Annotated in this window: 18 protein-coding genes; all 18 read right to left on the bottom strand. The window is 67.3% G+C overall.

Going from position 1 to position 16,145, the window contains the following annotated elements; translation table 11 throughout:
- Positions 1-369, bottom strand: a 369-nt coding sequence (locus ACWGJM_RS38800; RefSeq protein WP_453416450.1) for a transposase, incomplete at its 3' end; no start/stop codon positions are given.
- A 156-nt stretch (positions 370-525) separates the two neighbouring features.
- Positions 526-1,008 (bottom strand): NUDIX hydrolase, encoded by a 483-nt coding sequence (locus tag ACWGJM_RS38805; RefSeq protein ID WP_453416451.1) that lies wholly within the window; start codon positions 1,006-1,008, stop codon positions 526-528.
- A gap of 72 nt (positions 1,009-1,080) precedes the next feature.
- Positions 1,081-1,719, bottom strand: a complete 639-nt coding sequence (locus ACWGJM_RS38810) for a class I SAM-dependent methyltransferase (protein ID WP_453416452.1) — start codon at positions 1,717-1,719, stop codon at positions 1,081-1,083.
- A 7-nt stretch (positions 1,720-1,726) separates the two neighbouring features.
- The gene (locus ACWGJM_RS38815; RefSeq protein WP_453416453.1) at positions 1,727-2,392 is read right to left on the bottom strand and encodes a phosphatase PAP2 family protein; all 666 of its coding nucleotides are present in this window, start codon (positions 2,390-2,392) and stop codon (positions 1,727-1,729) included.
- A 14-nt stretch (positions 2,393-2,406) separates the two neighbouring features.
- Positions 2,407-2,652, bottom strand: a complete 246-nt coding sequence (locus ACWGJM_RS38820) for an acyl carrier protein (protein WP_453416454.1) — start codon at positions 2,650-2,652, stop codon at positions 2,407-2,409.
- Entirely contained in the window at positions 2,649-3,464 is an 816-nt protein-coding gene (locus ACWGJM_RS38825; RefSeq protein WP_453416455.1) for an ABC transporter permease, read from the bottom strand. Before ACWGJM_RS38825 ends, ACWGJM_RS38820 begins: the two co-directional genes overlap by 4 nt.
- The gene (locus ACWGJM_RS38830) at positions 3,457-4,368 is read right to left on the bottom strand and encodes an ABC transporter ATP-binding protein (protein WP_453416456.1); all 912 of its coding nucleotides are present in this window, start codon (positions 4,366-4,368) and stop codon (positions 3,457-3,459) included. Before ACWGJM_RS38830 ends, ACWGJM_RS38825 begins: the two co-directional genes overlap by 8 nt.
- A complete protein-coding gene (locus ACWGJM_RS38835) occupies positions 4,365-5,927 on the bottom strand; it encodes an alkaline phosphatase family protein (protein ID WP_453416457.1) in 1,563 nt (520 codons plus the stop codon). The genes ACWGJM_RS38830 and ACWGJM_RS38835 overlap by 4 nt, the downstream gene beginning before the upstream one ends.
- On the bottom strand, positions 5,924-6,514 hold the full coding sequence (locus ACWGJM_RS38840; protein WP_453416458.1) for a histidine phosphatase family protein: 591 nt from the start codon (positions 6,512-6,514) through the stop codon (positions 5,924-5,926). Before ACWGJM_RS38840 ends, ACWGJM_RS38835 begins: the two co-directional genes overlap by 4 nt.
- Positions 6,515-6,530: 16 nt before the next feature.
- Complete coding sequence (gene galE / locus ACWGJM_RS38845; RefSeq protein WP_453416459.1) at positions 6,531-7,514, bottom strand: UDP-glucose 4-epimerase GalE; 984 nt, start codon at positions 7,512-7,514, stop codon at positions 6,531-6,533.
- Entirely contained in the window at positions 7,511-8,218 is a 708-nt protein-coding gene (locus ACWGJM_RS38850; protein WP_453416460.1) for a PIG-L deacetylase family protein, read from the bottom strand. Before ACWGJM_RS38850 ends, galE begins: the two co-directional genes overlap by 4 nt.
- The gene (locus tag ACWGJM_RS38855; RefSeq protein ID WP_453416461.1) at positions 8,215-9,315 is read right to left on the bottom strand and encodes a glycosyltransferase family 4 protein; all 1,101 of its coding nucleotides are present in this window, start codon (positions 9,313-9,315) and stop codon (positions 8,215-8,217) included. Before ACWGJM_RS38855 ends, ACWGJM_RS38850 begins: the two co-directional genes overlap by 4 nt.
- A 278-nt stretch (positions 9,316-9,593) precedes the next feature.
- The gene (locus tag ACWGJM_RS38860) at positions 9,594-10,508 is read right to left on the bottom strand and encodes a GNAT family N-acetyltransferase (RefSeq protein ID WP_453416462.1); all 915 of its coding nucleotides are present in this window, start codon (positions 10,506-10,508) and stop codon (positions 9,594-9,596) included.
- 2 nt (positions 10,509-10,510) lie between these two features.
- A complete protein-coding gene (locus ACWGJM_RS38865) occupies positions 10,511-11,527 on the bottom strand; it encodes a radical SAM protein (RefSeq protein WP_453416520.1) in 1,017 nt (338 codons plus the stop codon).
- Positions 11,527-12,486, bottom strand: coding sequence for an NAD-dependent epimerase/dehydratase family protein (locus ACWGJM_RS38870; RefSeq protein ID WP_453416463.1), 960 nt, complete (start codon positions 12,484-12,486; stop codon positions 11,527-11,529). The genes ACWGJM_RS38865 and ACWGJM_RS38870 overlap by 1 nt, the downstream gene beginning before the upstream one ends.
- 50 nt (positions 12,487-12,536) lie before the next feature.
- A complete protein-coding gene (locus tag ACWGJM_RS38875) occupies positions 12,537-13,262 on the bottom strand; it encodes a sugar phosphate nucleotidyltransferase (RefSeq protein ID WP_453416464.1) in 726 nt (241 codons plus the stop codon).
- 193 nt (positions 13,263-13,455) lie between these two features.
- Positions 13,456-14,478 carry an SDR family NAD(P)-dependent oxidoreductase gene (locus ACWGJM_RS38880; protein ID WP_453416465.1) on the bottom strand — a complete coding sequence of 341 codons (1,023 nt, stop codon included), beginning with the start codon at positions 14,476-14,478 and terminating at the stop codon, positions 13,456-13,458.
- An 84-nt stretch (positions 14,479-14,562) separates the two neighbouring features.
- Positions 14,563-15,858 (bottom strand): glycosyltransferase family 4 protein, encoded by a 1,296-nt coding sequence (locus ACWGJM_RS38885; RefSeq protein ID WP_453416466.1) that lies wholly within the window; start codon positions 15,856-15,858, stop codon positions 14,563-14,565.
- Positions 15,859-16,145 lie beyond the last annotated feature (287 nt).

A 16,145-nucleotide genomic window follows, 5' to 3' on the forward strand; every position in this document is an offset into this window, starting at 1 on the left:
GGCCGTGCCGGAGTATTGGCGCTGCACCCCTGCGGAGGTGATGCCTTTCTTCACGAAGCCGGTGTCGTCGAGGATCAACACGCCGTTCGGCGTGCCGAGTTGTTCCGCGATGTATGCCTGGAGGTCGTCGCGCAGGCCGTCAGCGTCCCACCGGCTGTGGGAGAGCAGGTGCTGCAGGCCGTGTGGAGTGGCGTGGCCGGCGTACTCGGCGAGCTGCCAGCTGTTCTTTCGGCCGACCGGGCCGAGCAGTCCGCGGACGTAGTCCCGCATCCGCCGCCGGGACTCCACCCGGCAGAAGCGGGCTCCGGTCCGCAGGAAGAGTTCTTCGAGTTCCAAGTCCCAAGCCTTCGTTGGTACGTCGTGGATCACGAGAACGGACTGCTCGTCGCGCTGTCATTACATGCGGCGCGGACACACGTTGGTGGGACGACCTGTCCAAGACCGTCCCGCGCGCATGCCGCACCCCGCTACACTCCCCACCGCCAGGACGTTGACCAGCAGAAATACATAAGTTCGGCTGGAGTACTAATTTGGCACATGAGGGCCCCTGTGGGCGTCTACTTCCCGCACCTCGAGCATGTCCAGGATGGTGGCGCCCTCATGGATGCGCAGAGGAACGGTGTGCCGTGTACTGAGCGTGTCTTCTAGGCGGGGCCTGTACAAGGGGTGAAGGAGTTCCAGAGCGTCGGGCACGTCGGACCAGCGAGCCTCGCTGGACTCCTCTGTGGGATGGGGAGTGCCGGAGACTGGGGTGGCGATAAATAGCGCGGCGAGGATGCCCAGCCGGGGGTGCTGATAGACGCCGACCAAGCCGTGCACCGCGACAGTCACGCCGGTCTCTTCGAGGGTCTCACGGGCGGCGGCAGCGTGCAGGCTCTCGCCGGGGTCGAGCAGGCCGCCAGGTAGTTCCCAGCGTTCGGGGCTGCGACGCCGGGTGATGAGGACCTGCCCGGCGGGGTTGAAGGCGACGCAGGTCGCGCCCAGTCGGTAGGCAGCGTGGTGTTCCACGGCGGTGTTCCTTTTCGGTTTCTCTCGGTGCCTGCTGCGTGCTTCCGGCTTCCTTGTCCGTACTCGTTACGTTCAGGGCAGCGGAGCAGGGCGGTTCGTGTGGTGTATGAGGAGGTAGCGCCAGAGCGGGAGACGGCGAATTTCGCTGCCCGGCACCAGCTCCCGGGCGCCCTGCGTGACTTCTTTAAGGGTCATGACGGGTTGCATCGTCGGCGGGGCGGGGTGTGGCGAAGGCGCCGTGCGGGTGACCGCGTCCCGCACGGCCGCCACCGCTCCGTATGCGGCGTTCACGGCGACCCCGGCCATGCTCATCAGGCGGTCGGTGAGTGTCTGTTCGCGGTAGCAGCCGAGGACGAGGAGCACCCCGCCAGGGCGCAGCGCGTCTCGCAGCGTCGCGAGGGTGGCGAAGGGCATGTGGTGCAGGCTCGCGATACAGGAGATGACGTCATACGTGGCGGGCCGCGGCGGGGTGCGAGTGATGTCTGCGCAGCGGAAGTGCAGTCGCCCGGCTCCGGCATCCTCCCTGTGGAGACGCCGTGCGGCGGCAACGGTCTCCGCATCGCGGTCGACTGCGTCCACGTTGAAGCCGCGCAGGGCGAGGGCCTCGGCGAACCGACCGGCACCGCAGCCCACATCCAGCGCCCGGCCACCCTTTTCAGGCACCTCGCGAAGCAAGAGGGGGTGGTAGTGCTCGTTATGGTCGAAGGGCATGTGCGCATCATGGCACGGGGCGTCCTGCCGTCCGATCGAGATCGACCGGAGCGGCCCGGGACCGTCTGGGTGAGGTGATCACGAACGCCGCCACAGCGAGCCAGGTCACCGCAAGGAGCTGGCCCGCGAGCACGTCGACGACGTGGTGCACGCCCAGCAGGACCCGGCTCAACGATACGAGGTCGGCGAGCGCCACCGCCGGAACGACGAGTGCCGTGAGATGTCTGCCTCCGAGTGCTCCACTCACGCACATCGCGACGAGCACGTACCCGGCGGTGACGCCGACGGCGTGGCCACTGGGGAAGGAGAAGCCGTCGGCGGTGACGGACGCACAGGCGAACCGAGGACGTTCCCGAGCCGTCCACCCCTTGAAAAGGCTGCTGCTCACCGTCGCCGCGTACGGGATGGCGAGGTAGACCCCGGCCGCGACGATGTCCCGGCGGACAAGTGCCAGCAGGACTGTGCCGACGGCCAGCAGGGTCACCGGCAACGGGTTGCCCCACGCGGTGACCTGCCTTAGCAACCCCACAACGGCCGGGCGATCCGCCGTCCACTCGCACAGGGCATGGCTGAGCCCGACGTCGCTGCCGGACACAGTCACCGCGAGAAACGCTGCGAGGTGGACAGCAAGCCAGATCGCGAGCAAACGAGCGCCACACGGCGTCAGGCCCAACCGATGGAGACGGTTCACAGGGCCGCAGCGGTCCCCTGTATGGCTGCCATCAGCTCGCGCGGCGAGCTGATGGACCGCAGCACAGAGTCGTCGATCTGGCAGTCGAAGCTCTCCTCGATGCGGCTGATGACCTCGAGTTGACTCAGGGAGTCCAGCCCAAGGTCGCGGAACGTGGCATCGAGGTTGTCTTCGCTGAGGGAGTCCCCGGTGATGTCTTCCAGCAGCGGGTTGAGGATCGCGATGAATTCCTGCTCGGTCATGAGGGGCTCTCCTTGTGCAGAGTCGGGACGGAACTGTTGCGGACGACGATGCGTCGGGCGCGGGCGCGCCAGCGCATCCGGGCGGTGGTAAGGCCCCAGACTGCGAGGGAGAAGACCGCGAGGACCGCGAGGTCCCCGGTTGGCTCGCCCTCGCCGGTGAGCGCGGCCCGCAGCGCGGCGGAGGCATGGACAGCAGGGTTGACATGGCCGACCCACACCAGGCTCGTTGGGAGCAGCGCGGGCGGGACGGCGACCGGACCCAGCGCCATCATCAGCAAAGTTGTGGCGAGGCTGAGCGAAGTCGCCTGCTCGATGGAGGCCGACCGACTGCCGATGAGCGCGCCGAGGCCGGCCGATGGTAGCAGGGCCAGCACCAGGCACACGGGCAGCAGCGGAGACGGTCGCAGCGGTATGTCCAGCAGGAGCGACCCGGTGACAACGGTCACGAGGACGGCCGGGAGCGATAGCAGAAAGAAGGCGGCGAGGGTGGCGACGATGAGCGCCTCGCGGCGCACCGGCATGGCCGCGTAAAACTCGAACGCCCCGGTGTTCCGCATGAACGAAAAGTTGCTGGCGATCTTGTTCTGGGTCTCGAAGAGGATGGCCATCGTCACGCTGCCGGTCATCACATAGGCGCTGGCCTCAGGGCTGGAGTGACGGGCGAACAGGCCGAGGCCGGCCAGACTGACCAGGGGGGCAAGAATCCCGGTGAGCACCATCTGGGGCCAGGACCAACGCCAGTTGGTGAGTTGGATGCGGAACAGGTCCCAGACCTGCCCGGTGAAGCCGAGGCCCCGTTTGTCGTCATGCATAACTGATGTACACGTCCTCCAGCGTTGCGGTGTGTAGGGCGAATTCCGGCAGGGCCGCGAGGTCCACGTCCTCCGCAAGCCGCGCCAGGTCCGCCGAAGCAAGGTGGGCGACGACCTTGCCCCCGTGGTCGGACTGCACACGCACATAATCCGGCAGCCCGGGCGGTCGGCCCTCCAGGTGGGAGAACGTGAGCCGCACATGGGAGCGAAGCGGAATTTTCAGCTCGGCTGGCGGGCCGACCGCGACCAGCGCGCCGTCGCGAAGGATGCCGACCCGTTCAATCACCTGCTCCGCTTCGACGGCGTTGTGGGTGATGAGGACGATGGTGCGGCCTTCGGTCTGGTGCAGTTTTTGCAGCAGGTCCCAGACTTGGCGGCGGCGGGCGGGGTCGAGTTCGTTGGTCGGTTCGTCGAGGATGAGAACGGGTGGGGAGCCGGTGAGGGTGACGGCGAGCTGCAACAGCCGCCGTTCACCGCCGGACAGCTGCCGGGCCACCTTGCTGCCCAGGCGGCCCAGGTCGAGTAGGTCGAGGAGTTCGTCGCGTTCGCGGCGGGCGGCGCGAGCGGGCAGGCCGCGCAGATGGGCGCTGTAGTAGAGCGACTCCCGAACGGTCAGACTGTTCAGCGCGAACGCGGTCTGCGGCATATAGCCGACGGTGTGCGTGGTGAAGCGAGGGCTGGTAAGGACGTCGCGCCCGAAGAGCAGGATGTGCCCCCGATCGGGTCGAACAAGGCCGAGCATCTGCTTGATCAACGTGGTCTTTCCAGCGCCGTTGCTGCCGAGCAGGCCAAAGAACTCGCCTTCGCGGATCCGAAAGGTGACGTCGTTGGTCGCAGGTGACGACGACTTCTCGTACCGCTTACTGACGTCCACGACCTCGTAGGCGTATGGGCTGCCGGTCATGCGGCGTGCGTCCCTCCTGTCATGCGTAGCCAGGTCTCTTGGATCAGGGCGGCGGCCCCGGTGATGTCCGGGGCTTCCTCCTCCGAGCGGACCGTCCGGCCGAACCGGCGCAGGAAGCCGCTCATCGTGTTGGCAGTGGGCAGGTAGCCATGGGATGCGGACGCGACCCGCTCCCGGGCTGCGTCCTGCCCGTACTGGAACTCGATGTGCGGTCCGCAGGAGATCGCAAGGCGTCCGATGCGCGGGCTCTGCGCGGGCAGACCCAGCCGCTTCAGTTCAGCCGGCCCGAGCACGGACACGGTCGGGTCCAAGGCTCGTAGTCGGCGAGTCAGTTGCTGTTCCTCGTCGGCGGTGAGAGGGACATCGGTGTACAGGTAGGCGCAGTTGCTGTCGCCTTGGAAGACCATGCGGTCCAGCAGCCCGGCGTCGGCGAGCAGCCGGTTGGGGCGTAGGTGAGTCTCGACGTAGTCGATGCCGTGGTCGGAGAAGAACACCACCTCGGCGTCCGGCCCGGCCTCCTGTACGAGGCGGGCTGCGGCCGCGTCGATCTCGGCATACACGTCGAGGATCTGCTGCCAAGCGTGACGCCGCTCGGTGGCGGTCCCTCGCGTGGCGTGCCAGTACAGGAACTCCTGTGCGTGGTCAGCCTGGTTGAAGCGGACGAACAGCACGTCCGGGTCGTGTGCGTGGAGCGCGGCGAGCGCGGTTCGCTCGATCCATGCGGCACGCGGTGCCTCGTGGAAGCGGTGGTCCGGGTTGGCGGTGTACGCAACGTGCAGGGACGCCGGTCCGCTGCCGGGCGGTTCGGCGGCGACGGACAGGCCACCGTAGCCGCGGGCGATGACAGCGGTGCCAAAGCGCAGGGTCACGGCGGCCGGGTGGCTGTCGAGGACGGTGACCGCGACCGACACCTCGCCCACCCCGGTCCGTACGTCGAGTCGTACGGGATGTGCGGATCTCAGCGCCAGGGGCGCCGATCCGGCCAGGGAGACGTGGACGGTGTCGCTGGACGCATCGAGGGTGGTGGTGACGCGAACGGTGTCCCCGAGGTAGGTGACGGCGCCCGTCCCGGTCCGGGTGCCTGAGATGCTGTCGGTAAGGGGGACGGTGAGTTCGCGGGCCGGGGCGTAGAGGCAGTAGCAGCTGGGAATATCGGGGATGCCCTCCCTGCTGGCGAACGTTTGCGGGAAGTGAACCGCGACGGCTGATGCCCCTCGCTCGGCGAACCAGTCGAGGAGGCTCGGCGCGGTGAGCGATCCCCGCTCGTAGGGGTGGAACGCGGACAGTGGGTCGTCGGCGCGTGCACGTATTTCGGCAACGCTTTGCGTCTCCCAGAATCGGTTTCCGACGATGCCGTGGCCCGCCGGAGTGCGGCCGGTGAGGAAGGAAGCGTGCGCGGGCGCCGTCGATGACGGAAAGATGCTGCGCATCGTGCGGACCCCGGAGTCGGGCCGACCGGGCAAGAAGCGGGCGACGTCGAAGAAGCCATGGCGGCGGATCACGTCGGGGCGACCGCCGTCTACGCAGACGATCAGCAAGCGGGGGCGGGGCCTGCTCATGCCGCTCCTCCGAGCTTGTGGCCGGGCACGGTCTCACCAGGGCAAGGGGTGAGGTTGTGGCAGAGCAGCAGCCAGGTTCCGGCCGCACAGCCGGGGCGGTACTGCCAGTGCGTGACCGCCGCGTGGTCCACCTGGAGCTCCATCTTGTTTCCTTGGCCTCCGATCAGTTCGTGTAACGCGTCGAAGAAGCCACTGTGGGTAACCAGGACGATCCGGCGTTCAGGATCCGGATTCCGGCACAGGTCGTCGACACAGTCCTGGACCCGGCCGAGAAACGCCGGCCACGACTCGGTGTCCGGCGGGTGTGCGGCGTCTCGCCGTTCCCTCGGAGGTGGCAGCGAGGCGCCGCTGGGGCCGGTGCGGACCTCGTCGAGCCTCGGGTCCTTGCAGAGGGCTAGGCCGGTTTCCTCGGCGACAACGGCGGCGGTCTGTCGGGCCCGCAACAGGGAACTCGTCCGGATCTCGGTCACTTCCCGGGCAGCGAGCCAGCGAGCCGTGGCGGCTGCTTGTCGCAGTCCGGTCCAGGTGAGGCAGCGCTGGTCGCCGTCCGGCGGGGCGGGCCGGGAAGAGTCCTCTGCGTGACGCATCAGGTACAGGTGCATGTCACCCCAGTGAAGCGGGGCTGGAGGTGTGCCACGCCCAAGTTGTCCGGACAATATCGTCGAGGCCGAACTCGGCCTTCCAGCCGAACCGCTCCCGGGCGAGCGTCGGGTCGGCCCAGGAGGCGCCCGGGTCTCCAGGACGGCGCGGCGCAGGGTGGACGTCGAAGTCGCGGCCGGAGACGGATCGCACGGTGCCCAGTAGCTCACGGACGCTGGCGGGACGGCCCGTGCCGACGTTCACCGCGCCTGACCAGGGCTCCTCGTCAATGTGGTCGAGTACCCGGACATGGGCGCGGGCCAGATCCACGACGTGGACGTAGTCGCGCAGCGCCGTACCGTCCGCCGTGGGGTAATCATGCCCGAACACCTGTATCCCGGGGATGAGGCCAAGGGCCGCGCGGACCGCTACTGGCACAAGCTGCCGGGACGCGGCGGTGGTGTACTCCCCGAGGCTGCCGTCGGGGGCCGCGCCCGCCGCGTTGAAGTAACGCAGGTTGGCGTAGCGCATGCCGGTGACCTGCGCGTAGGAGGCGATCATCCGTTCGGACAGGTACTTGGTCTCCCCGTAGGGGCTTTCCGGCCGGACAGGGGTGGCCTCGTTGACGGGGCAGACCGACGGGGTGCCGTACACGGCGCAGGACGAGGAGAAGATGAAGCGTTCCACGCCGGTGTCAGCGCATGCGGCGAGGACGTTGTGGGTGCCAACGACATTGACGTCGTAGTAGGTGGCGATCTGGGCGAGAGATTCCTCCGAAGATTTGAGCGCCGCGAAGTGGAGGACGGCGCGGGGCCGGAAGTGCTGGAAAACCGCGCGGAGATTGTCCACGTCGCGCACGTCGGCAACGGTGAGCGGCACGTCGCCGACGGCTTCGCGCCGCCCGCTGCTGAGGTTGTCGACGATGAGCGGTTCGTGTCCTGCTTTCACAAGGTCGCGGACCGTGAAGGAGCCGACGTAGCCCGCGCCTCCGGTGACCAGAACTCTCATGCGGGGATGCCTTTCCGTGCGTGGTACGTCGCGGCGGAATCACGCAGTTCCCGGCCGAGGGCGAACGCCTCCGCCGCGTGGACGCCCGCCTGCACCCCGCGCAAAGTGGCCTGTGCTCGGACGGCTTCGGCGGACCGGGGGTGCGGGGGTGCGTGGACCTCGTAGTCGTAGACTGCGAGGGCCCGGCATTTGGCGTCGACGTACCCCGTCACGTCATAAAAGACCTGTGGGTTGAAGGGCGCGAGCAGGCCCGTCTGCTGTTCCGTGGAGGACAGCACTTCGAAGTGCAGGACCTGCCGGATGGGGCCGGCACCGAGCAGCTTCGTCTGATAGGTGACCGCGTGGGCGACAAGCCGGTGGTCGGCATGGATGTCGCCGGGATGATGGCTGAAGACGATTTCCGGCTGGTGAGCGCGGAGCTGGGTGCCCACTGCTTCAACGGTCACCCGCTCCGGCAGCTCGCACAGCAACCGGACATCGTCGGCAAGCCCTCCGAATGACACGTCGTCTACGCCCAGTTCCTTGGCCGCGGCCTCACAGCGCGACCGGGCCTCGGCGAGGGTAACGCCCTGGTGGCGCAGCGATACTCCCTCGGCAAGGATGTGCAAATGCACCCGCGCTCCTTGGGAGGCGAGCATCGCCACGGTGGCCCCAGCGCCGAGGACTTCGTCGTCGGGGTGGGCGGCGAGAACGAGCGCTCTCACTCCGAAGCCTCCGAGGCAAGGGGGCGAACGAGCGCGCCCATGGCGTAGAGCTCGGACACCAGACGGCGAGGATCGCTCAGGGCGGGGTGGAGCAGCAACGCCGGGTCGCCGGCGGTGACGGCTTCGCGCACGGTGGGGAAGACGTCGCCCTTCAACTCCATGAGCTGCGAGGTGCGCGGCACGAACACGAACCCGCTGTCGACCTCGGTACGCAAGCGCACGTCGTCCCACGTCAGTTCGGGCAAGACCGCATCGAGGGGCGTCTCCGTCAGGGCGAGCAGGTCGAGTCGATGAACGAGGTACTCCACACGCCGTTCGAGGCGGTGTCCCACGGCGATGGCGTCCCGTGCCGCCGCACCCCATGCGCGGGCCGTGTCCGGGTCCCGGACGAGGTGCTCCAGCGCATCGCGCAGGTCTACTTCATCGACGACGAGGCGGCCGTGCCGTTCGTCCTCGACGAACTCGGGGATGCCGCCCTGAGTGCTGGCCACGACCGGGAGTCCCCCGGCCATCGCCTGCTTGAGGGCGAGCGGCCCGGTCTCGGGGACGGTGATAGCAAGTACGGCGGCGTCGCCTCCGGCGACCAGGGCAGCCATGTCATGCCGCCCATCGAGGAAGAGAACGCGTTCCTCTATCTGCAACTCGGCTGCCTGGTCGCGAAACTCGGCGCCCAACGGGCCGTCCCCGACAACAGCGATCCGGGTACGCGAGAGGGTTTCGGCGTCCATTGCGCCGACCGCGTCGAGGACTTGGTCAATGCCGTCCTCCCAGGCGAGGCGGCCGAGCACGAGGAACAGGAATTCGTCGTCGGCCACGGCCAGCTCGGCACGGACGGCGGCGCGGTCAGCGGTGGTGACCTCACGGCGGAAGTCCTGTCTGACTGCCGTGGTGACGACCTCCACCCGGTTCTCGGGCAGGACGCCGGCCGCGACGAGCGGGGAGAACTGCCGCTCCCGCTGCTCCTCGGACCCGGCGAGCACGAGATGTACATCCGTCAAGAGGTCGCGGACCTGGTCGGCGGTGCCGAGGGGGTAGGCGGAGTCGTGGGCGAGGACGAGGGCGCGCTCCCCCTTCGTGCGTTTCAGCGCCTGCTGCATGACCAATGCGTCAGGGACACCGGTGACCCACACGATCCGGGCGTCGCTGTCGTCTAGCACTCGGGCGGCAGTTTCCACCGCTTGCGCGGAGCGCGTCGCGAAGGCGGGTACAGCGACAGTGGGTACCCCGGCCCGGCTGCAGTGTGTGAGCATGGCGCTGCCCTCTTCGGCAAGCACAGTCAGGGCGTGTCCGGCCGCCGCCAGCCCGCGGGCCTGATCGAGCAGGTGACGCCGGGTGCCGTTCCACGTCTGATCGGCGACCGTAATGACGATGCGCACTAGTTCCGCACTCCCTTTCCGAAAATTCCCGGGCAGGAGCCTGGGATCGTCCACAGCGAGCCGATATAGCGCAGTGCCTGCCGCCGGTGGCTGACCCCGCCGAGCACCGCGTACGGCATCCCGGACGCGCGTGCCTCGCGCAGGCACTCCTCGATCAGGGTCCCCACGACCGTGAGCGCGAGCCCGCGCGCGGCCGGCGCGAGGGCGATGGACGACAGCATCCCGAGGCGGGCGGTGTCGTAGGAGATGAAGCCGAGCAGCCTGTCCTTGGCCGGGAGGTCCCGGTCGGCGTCAACGACGATCACCGATGAGATCGGGTCGCGGGCGAAGGACCGGTGTACCTCACTGGCCCAGCCGCCGCCGAACGTGTTGCGTATCCACTCCGTCAGCAGCAGCTGCTCGCTAGTCTCCGGCCTGCGGATCTGCACCGTGCGCCCCGCGACGTCCAGCGTGGGCATGGCCGGAGGCGGCGTCCAGCGGCGCAGGTCGATGAAGAAGTCGCCCCATTCCAGCTCGGGCACGTCCCGCCGGGCAGCGGGCACCGGCCCCTCATGATCGGGCAGCCACCACAGGGCACGCTCAACCTGTGGCGGCAACGCGACACCGTCGGGCACGTCGATGAGCCCGTAGGCGAACCCGAGCCACTGGAGCCGCTCCAGCGCAAGTCGGGTCAGCGTCCAGCCGAGTTCCTGGTCGGCGTCGGCGACCTCGCACTCCCAAGGGCTGACGGTGCCAGGACCCTGCGCGTTGAGGGCGCATCGGCCGAGCCGGCTGTCCCTCTGCCACAGCTCCACGTGGGCCGCGCTCTTGGCCCCCGCTCCGGAGACATGCACCACGCGACGCTCTTCGGTCAGCGCGCTGTCCTCAAGAGTGCAGGGAGGCAAGTCGTAGAGACGGACGAGTGCTTCGGGCACGTTCACCTCACCTCGGCGCCTTCGAAGATCTGCCGGTCGAGGAGGGAGGTCAGCGGGATGACCTCCCGGCCGTCGTCGGCGGCGAAGTCCCAGAAAATCTCCCGCAACCGCTCCTCGGTGAACTCCTCTTGCTCGGCAACCAGTTGCTCCTGGCCTTCTGCCCAGATGCGGTCCACGGGCGCGTCCTTCGTGTTGCCGAGGGGCTCAGCGCTGTAGAGGCGGCTCATCGTCACGTCACCCGTCGCGGAGATCGCGACACTGCTGTCGCGAACCAGGTAGGGGAACATCACCACGTCCTGGTAGGGCCGCAACTGCTCGCCAGGCACCAAGTAGGGGGCGTTCAGGTTCAGGTCGAAGTCCGTGGCAGGGACTGTCCGTTTGAATGCAACGACCTTGTCGTGGATCGCCATTGTCTCGGCCTCGGTGAGCAACAGCCGGTTGCGTCCGCCTCGCCCGTGCGCGCGGACGAGGATGAGGTCCTGGCGGCGGAAGCCCTCGGCGCGCAGGAAATCCGCCAGATCGAAGATGTTGTGCTGGTTGGTCTTCATCACCGTCGTGAGGACCTTGAAGCTCCGTACCCGGTCGCGGAGGTAGATGGAATTCTCCACAACGGTGTCGAAGACGTCCTTCAGGCGGACGGCGGCGAACGTTTCCCGCGTGCCGTCCATGCTGACCCGCACGGACGAGATCCCGCTGTCCACGATTTGGTCGAGCTGCTCACGGGTGTGGTTGGCGGCGTTCGTGATCAGGGTGACGGTGGCATGCCGCAGTTTGGGCACCACATCCAGCAGGTCCCAGAACCCTTTGCGGAGGGTAGGCTCGCCACCAGTGAGGGTGATCTCGAAGGTGCCCATACGGTCGAGTTCCAGCATCACCTGCCGCAGCTGCTCGATGGAGAGCATCTTCCGTCGGATGTGCGCAGGGATCTCCCCGGTGTTGGTCCGGCAGTGGACGCAGCGCAGGTCACAGGCGTAGGTGACGTCAATACTCGCGCGGACGGGAGCGGTGTAACCAGCCATCAGTCGGATTCCTCCTTGAAGAGACGTCGGGTGATGTCGTCGAGGTCGCGGGTCGCCCACCAAGCGAGGGTCTGGCTGACTCCGTCGGCGATGCCCACCGTCGGTGCGGCATCGTCCAGCAGGCGCTCCTGTACGGCGGTCGCCGCCCGGAACTCGCTGATTTCGTTGGTCCGCTCCCTCTTGTGAACCACCTCAGTGCCTGGGGTCGTAGCCTGCAAAAGCTCCACGATCTCGTTGACCGAGTAGGAACGGCCGGAGCCGAGATTGACGACGGGGGCGAGGTGGCTCTCGGCGAGCCCGGCCAGCTTGCGTACCACGTCGGTGATGTAGGTGAAGTCCCGGCGTTGTCCGCCGGTGCCTTCAACGGGTAACTCCCCCTTCAGCAGGAGGTTCGCGCACAGCCGGGGGACGAGGGCGTCCGGGCGTTCACCGGGCCCGTACACATTGAAGAAGCGCACGATGCCGACCTCGGTCCCGGCGCTGCGCTGGTATGCCTGGGCGATCATCTCCAGGGCAACCTTGCTCGCAGCGTAGGGCGAGCGCGGCGACAAGGGCGCGTCCTCCGAGGTGGGGAGCGTCTTGGCTTGTCCGTAGACCTCGCAGGTGCTGCCGACGATCACGCGCTTGACGCCGGCCGTCGCGCACAGCTCGAGGAGATGACGCCCGGAGTCGACGTTGTCGAGATAGTCGAGAGGCTGTTTGAACGAGCGGGGCACGCTCTTGTGCGAGGCCAGGTGGTAGACAAGGTCGATGCCGTCGAGGTCGGCGGCGGTCATGTCGAGCACCGACTTCTCCATTAACTTCCCGATGCCCTCGGGGCTCATCATCGGCTCGACCCGCATGTCGTCGACGACCACCACGTCGGCGTTTCTCGCGGCCAGGTGTCGAGCGAGATGAGCGCCGATGAATCCCGCACCACCGGTGATGAGGACTCCACCGCTCACTGGGTTGCCGCCCATGGACGTACTTCCTTTCTCAGCTGGACTTGGTTGTGAGGCATGGCGAATGATCAGGAATCGACGGTCTGCATCTGCGGTGAGAAGAGCGTCGCGTCAGCCTCGAAAGCCGTGCGCGCCTCCTCCAGCTGCCGAGGTGTACCGATGTCACGCCACTCCCCCTCGAAAACATGGGCGACGACGCTGCGGCCCACCGCGCGCGCTGTCTCCAGCAGGGCCGGCATGTCGCAGGGTTCGCCGTGCGGGAGGTGGTTGAGAATGACGGGATTGAGCACGTAGATCCCGCAGTTGACCAGGTGCCGCAGACGGGGCTTCTCCGTGAGGTGGACGACGCGGTTGTGCTCGTCAACCTCCACGACGCCGTGCTGGATCTGGAAGTCCTGCGGCGTGACGACCATGGTGGCGTCGGCGCCGGACAGGTCGTGTTGGTGCATCAGCCCGGCGAAGTCGAGGCTGGTCAGTAGATCGGCGTTCATGACCAGGGTCGGCACCGACGGGGCCGGGAGCAGGGCCAGCGGGCCGGCCGTGCCCATGCGCTGCCGCTCCACCACGAACCGGAGGTCCAGCCCGCCCCAGTCTGCGTTCTCGCAGCTCCTCTTGATGACGTCAGCCTGGTGCCGGAGGGCGAGGGTTACCTGCGTAAATCCCGCGTCGCGCAGCCGCCGCAGGACGAGATGTAGCAGCGGCACCCCGCCGAACTCCATCAGGGGTTTGGGGGTGACATCGGTTAACGGCCGCAGCCGACTCCCCTCGCCGCCCGCCATGATCATGGCCTTCATGTGAGCACTTCACCCTTCTTCGTTGTTTGCTCGGCTGATGTTCCGGCCCTGTGATCGGTCCGGACCGGCGGGAGATTCACTCGGAGAGCTTCGCGATGTTGCGCGGGAGTGGGGCGGACATGGCCGTGTGCCGCGGGTGGGCAGGCCAGCGAATGGACCGACCAGAGCTGTCCGCGCGCAGAGCGGGGGCGGCTCAGACCTGGTAACGCCCAGGGGCGAACAGACGAAGGTTTTCGGCGACCCAGTCGGAGGTCAGCCTGAGCCCCTCGTCGAGGGAGACAAGCGGCTTCCACGAAGCCCAGGAGCCGGCCCGGGAGTTGTCCGACTGGAGGCGCTCCACCTCACTGCCTTTGGGCCGGATGCGACTGGGGTCGACGACGACCTCCGCGTCCTTCCCGGACGCCGCGATGAGCGCCTGTGCAAGATCGCCGATCGTGATGGAATGGCCGGTCCCGAGGTTGACGACCTCGCCAACGGCGCGGTCGCACTCCGCCAGCGCCAGGAACCCCGCCGCCGTGTCCGTGACGTACGTGAAGTCACGACTCGTCGTGAGCGAACCGAGCATGATCTGCCGTGCACCCGAGTGCAGTTGGGCGAGGATTGTCGGGATCACCGCCCGCGCGGACTGCCGAGGGCCGTAGGTGTTGAAGGGGCGTACGACTGTCACGGGCAGCTGGAATGCATGCCAATGAGACAGCGCCAGCATGTCCGCGCCAATCTTCGACGCCGAGTAAGGCGACTGCGGCTGAAGCGGGTGGTTCTCGGTGATGGGCACGGACAATGCCGATCCGTACACCTCGCTCGTGGAGGTGTGCACGAAGCGCCGTACGGAGTGCCGACGGCACGCCTCGGCGACGTTCTCCGTGCCGCTCACATTCGTTTGGACATAGGCGCCGGGGGACACGTAGCTGTACGGAATGCCGACCAGTGCCGCCAGATGAAACACCGTGTCGCACCCCTCCACGGCGTCCATGACCCGGCCAGCATCTCTCACGTCCCCCGTGACGATCTCAACGGAGGCGGAGGCGGAGGCATTCAGATAGGGGGCGAGGTAGCCCTTCTCGGCGTATGGCTTGTAGTGCGTGAGGGCCCGCACTCGGGCACCTCGTTCAACCAACAGATCGACGAGCGTCGACCCGATGAAGCCTTCCGCACCGGTCACCAGAACCGTACGGTCGGCCCAACTGAAAGAAGACACTAGCGCCCCCAAAAGCATACGGGTTAAAGGCCGCTACGCCCGCGCACGGCGAACCAGCGAGAAGAAGGAAGAGTCAGGAGGGAGAAAGAGGGAGGCCGGCGGCTAGGCGGAGTCGGCCGGCCGCACGAGGGCGCCCATCGCGTGGAATGTCTCGACGTGTGCGGCGGCGTCTGCCGGCAGTGCGAGGAGGCGTCGCGGGTCGCCTTGCTGTACGGCGTCCCTCAGGACGGCGTGGATGTCAGGTGGCAACTCGGCGAGGGCGGATGTGCGAGGAACGAAGAGAAACCCTGCGTCCAGTTCGTCACGCAAGCGCACATCGTCGAAGGTGAGCTCGCCAAGGACGATGTCCAAGGGGAGGTGACGGATCGCGTGCCGGTCCAAACAGTGGGAGAGATGTCGGGCCTTCTGCTCGAAGAGGTGCCCGCCGATTATGGTCTGCCGTGCGCGCTGTCCGAGTCTGGCGGCCAGACCGGGCTCGGTCGCGACGCGCACCATGGCCTGTGCCAGCTCGTCGTTGTCGGAGACGAGCAGGCCGTTCTCGTCGTCGATGACGAACTCGGGGATGCCGCCGATCCGCGAGGCGATGACCGGGCACCCGATCGCCATAGCCTCCTTGAGGGCGAGGGGCTGCGGCTCCGGCACCACGGTCGCGAGCACGGCAACGTCCGTCGCGGCCACGGCTGGCGCCACGTCGGGGAGGTGGCCGGTGAAGATCACGCGGTCGGTCAGGCCCAGCTCACTCACCAACGCTTCCAGTGCCTCACGTTCCGCGCCGTCGCCGGTCAGCACCAGCCGAGCGGAGGCGCAGACTTCGCTCACCGGTTTCATGGCGCGGACGACCCGGTCGATGCCCTTTTCCCACGACTGCCGAGCGGCGACGGTGAAGACGAAGGCGTCCTCGGGGATGCCCAGCTTGCTACGGGCATTCTTGGGATCAAAGGCCGCCAACCGCTCCACGAACTCCCGCTGCACGCCACTGGTGACGATAACGATGTCACAGTCCTCGTGCTTGTCGGGGAAAAGGCGTTCCCGCTGCTCGATAGAGGTAGCGATGACGAGATCAGCCTCGTCCGCGAAGTCCCTGGCATCCCCGCTCTCCTCCAGTGGGAAGGCCGATAGCCGATAGAGGACCGTCATCGGTTTCGTCCGTACCCCATTCAGCGCCCGGTTCACCGCTGCGGCGTCGTGGCGTCCCGTCGTGCACAGGACGTGCGGCTCGGTCGCTGCCACCTCCCGGGCTACGGCAGCCGCCGCCTGATCAGGGTGAGTGGCGAACGGGTCCACGGCTAAGGGCGAGAAGCCGTGCTCTGCAAGCCTGGACGCCACCATCCCCCCGTCCTCCACGAAGGGCCTGACCGCATGGCCGAGACGCTGCAGAGCGAGCAGCGTGTCGAGCATGAATTGATGCTTTCCGCCCCAGACTCGGTCGGATATTGTGACAAGAATTCTCACAGCGACGTCCTCGATACATGCGCTTACAACGGACCAAATCCGACACCTATGGTGCGCACCAGGCTATCTATGCCCGTAGCCGCAATGGGTTCGGGAATGACGACTGGCAACCGGAGTCAACCTTCTCTCATGAGTCAACCCTGTACTGCGCCTGAACAGCTCCAGGCCTCCACCTTGAAAGCCTGCGTCAGCCATTACGTCAAGGAAGATCGGTTCCATTGCGGTCGACACTA

It is taken from the genome of Streptomyces sp. NPDC054834 (genome assembly GCF_053611185.1).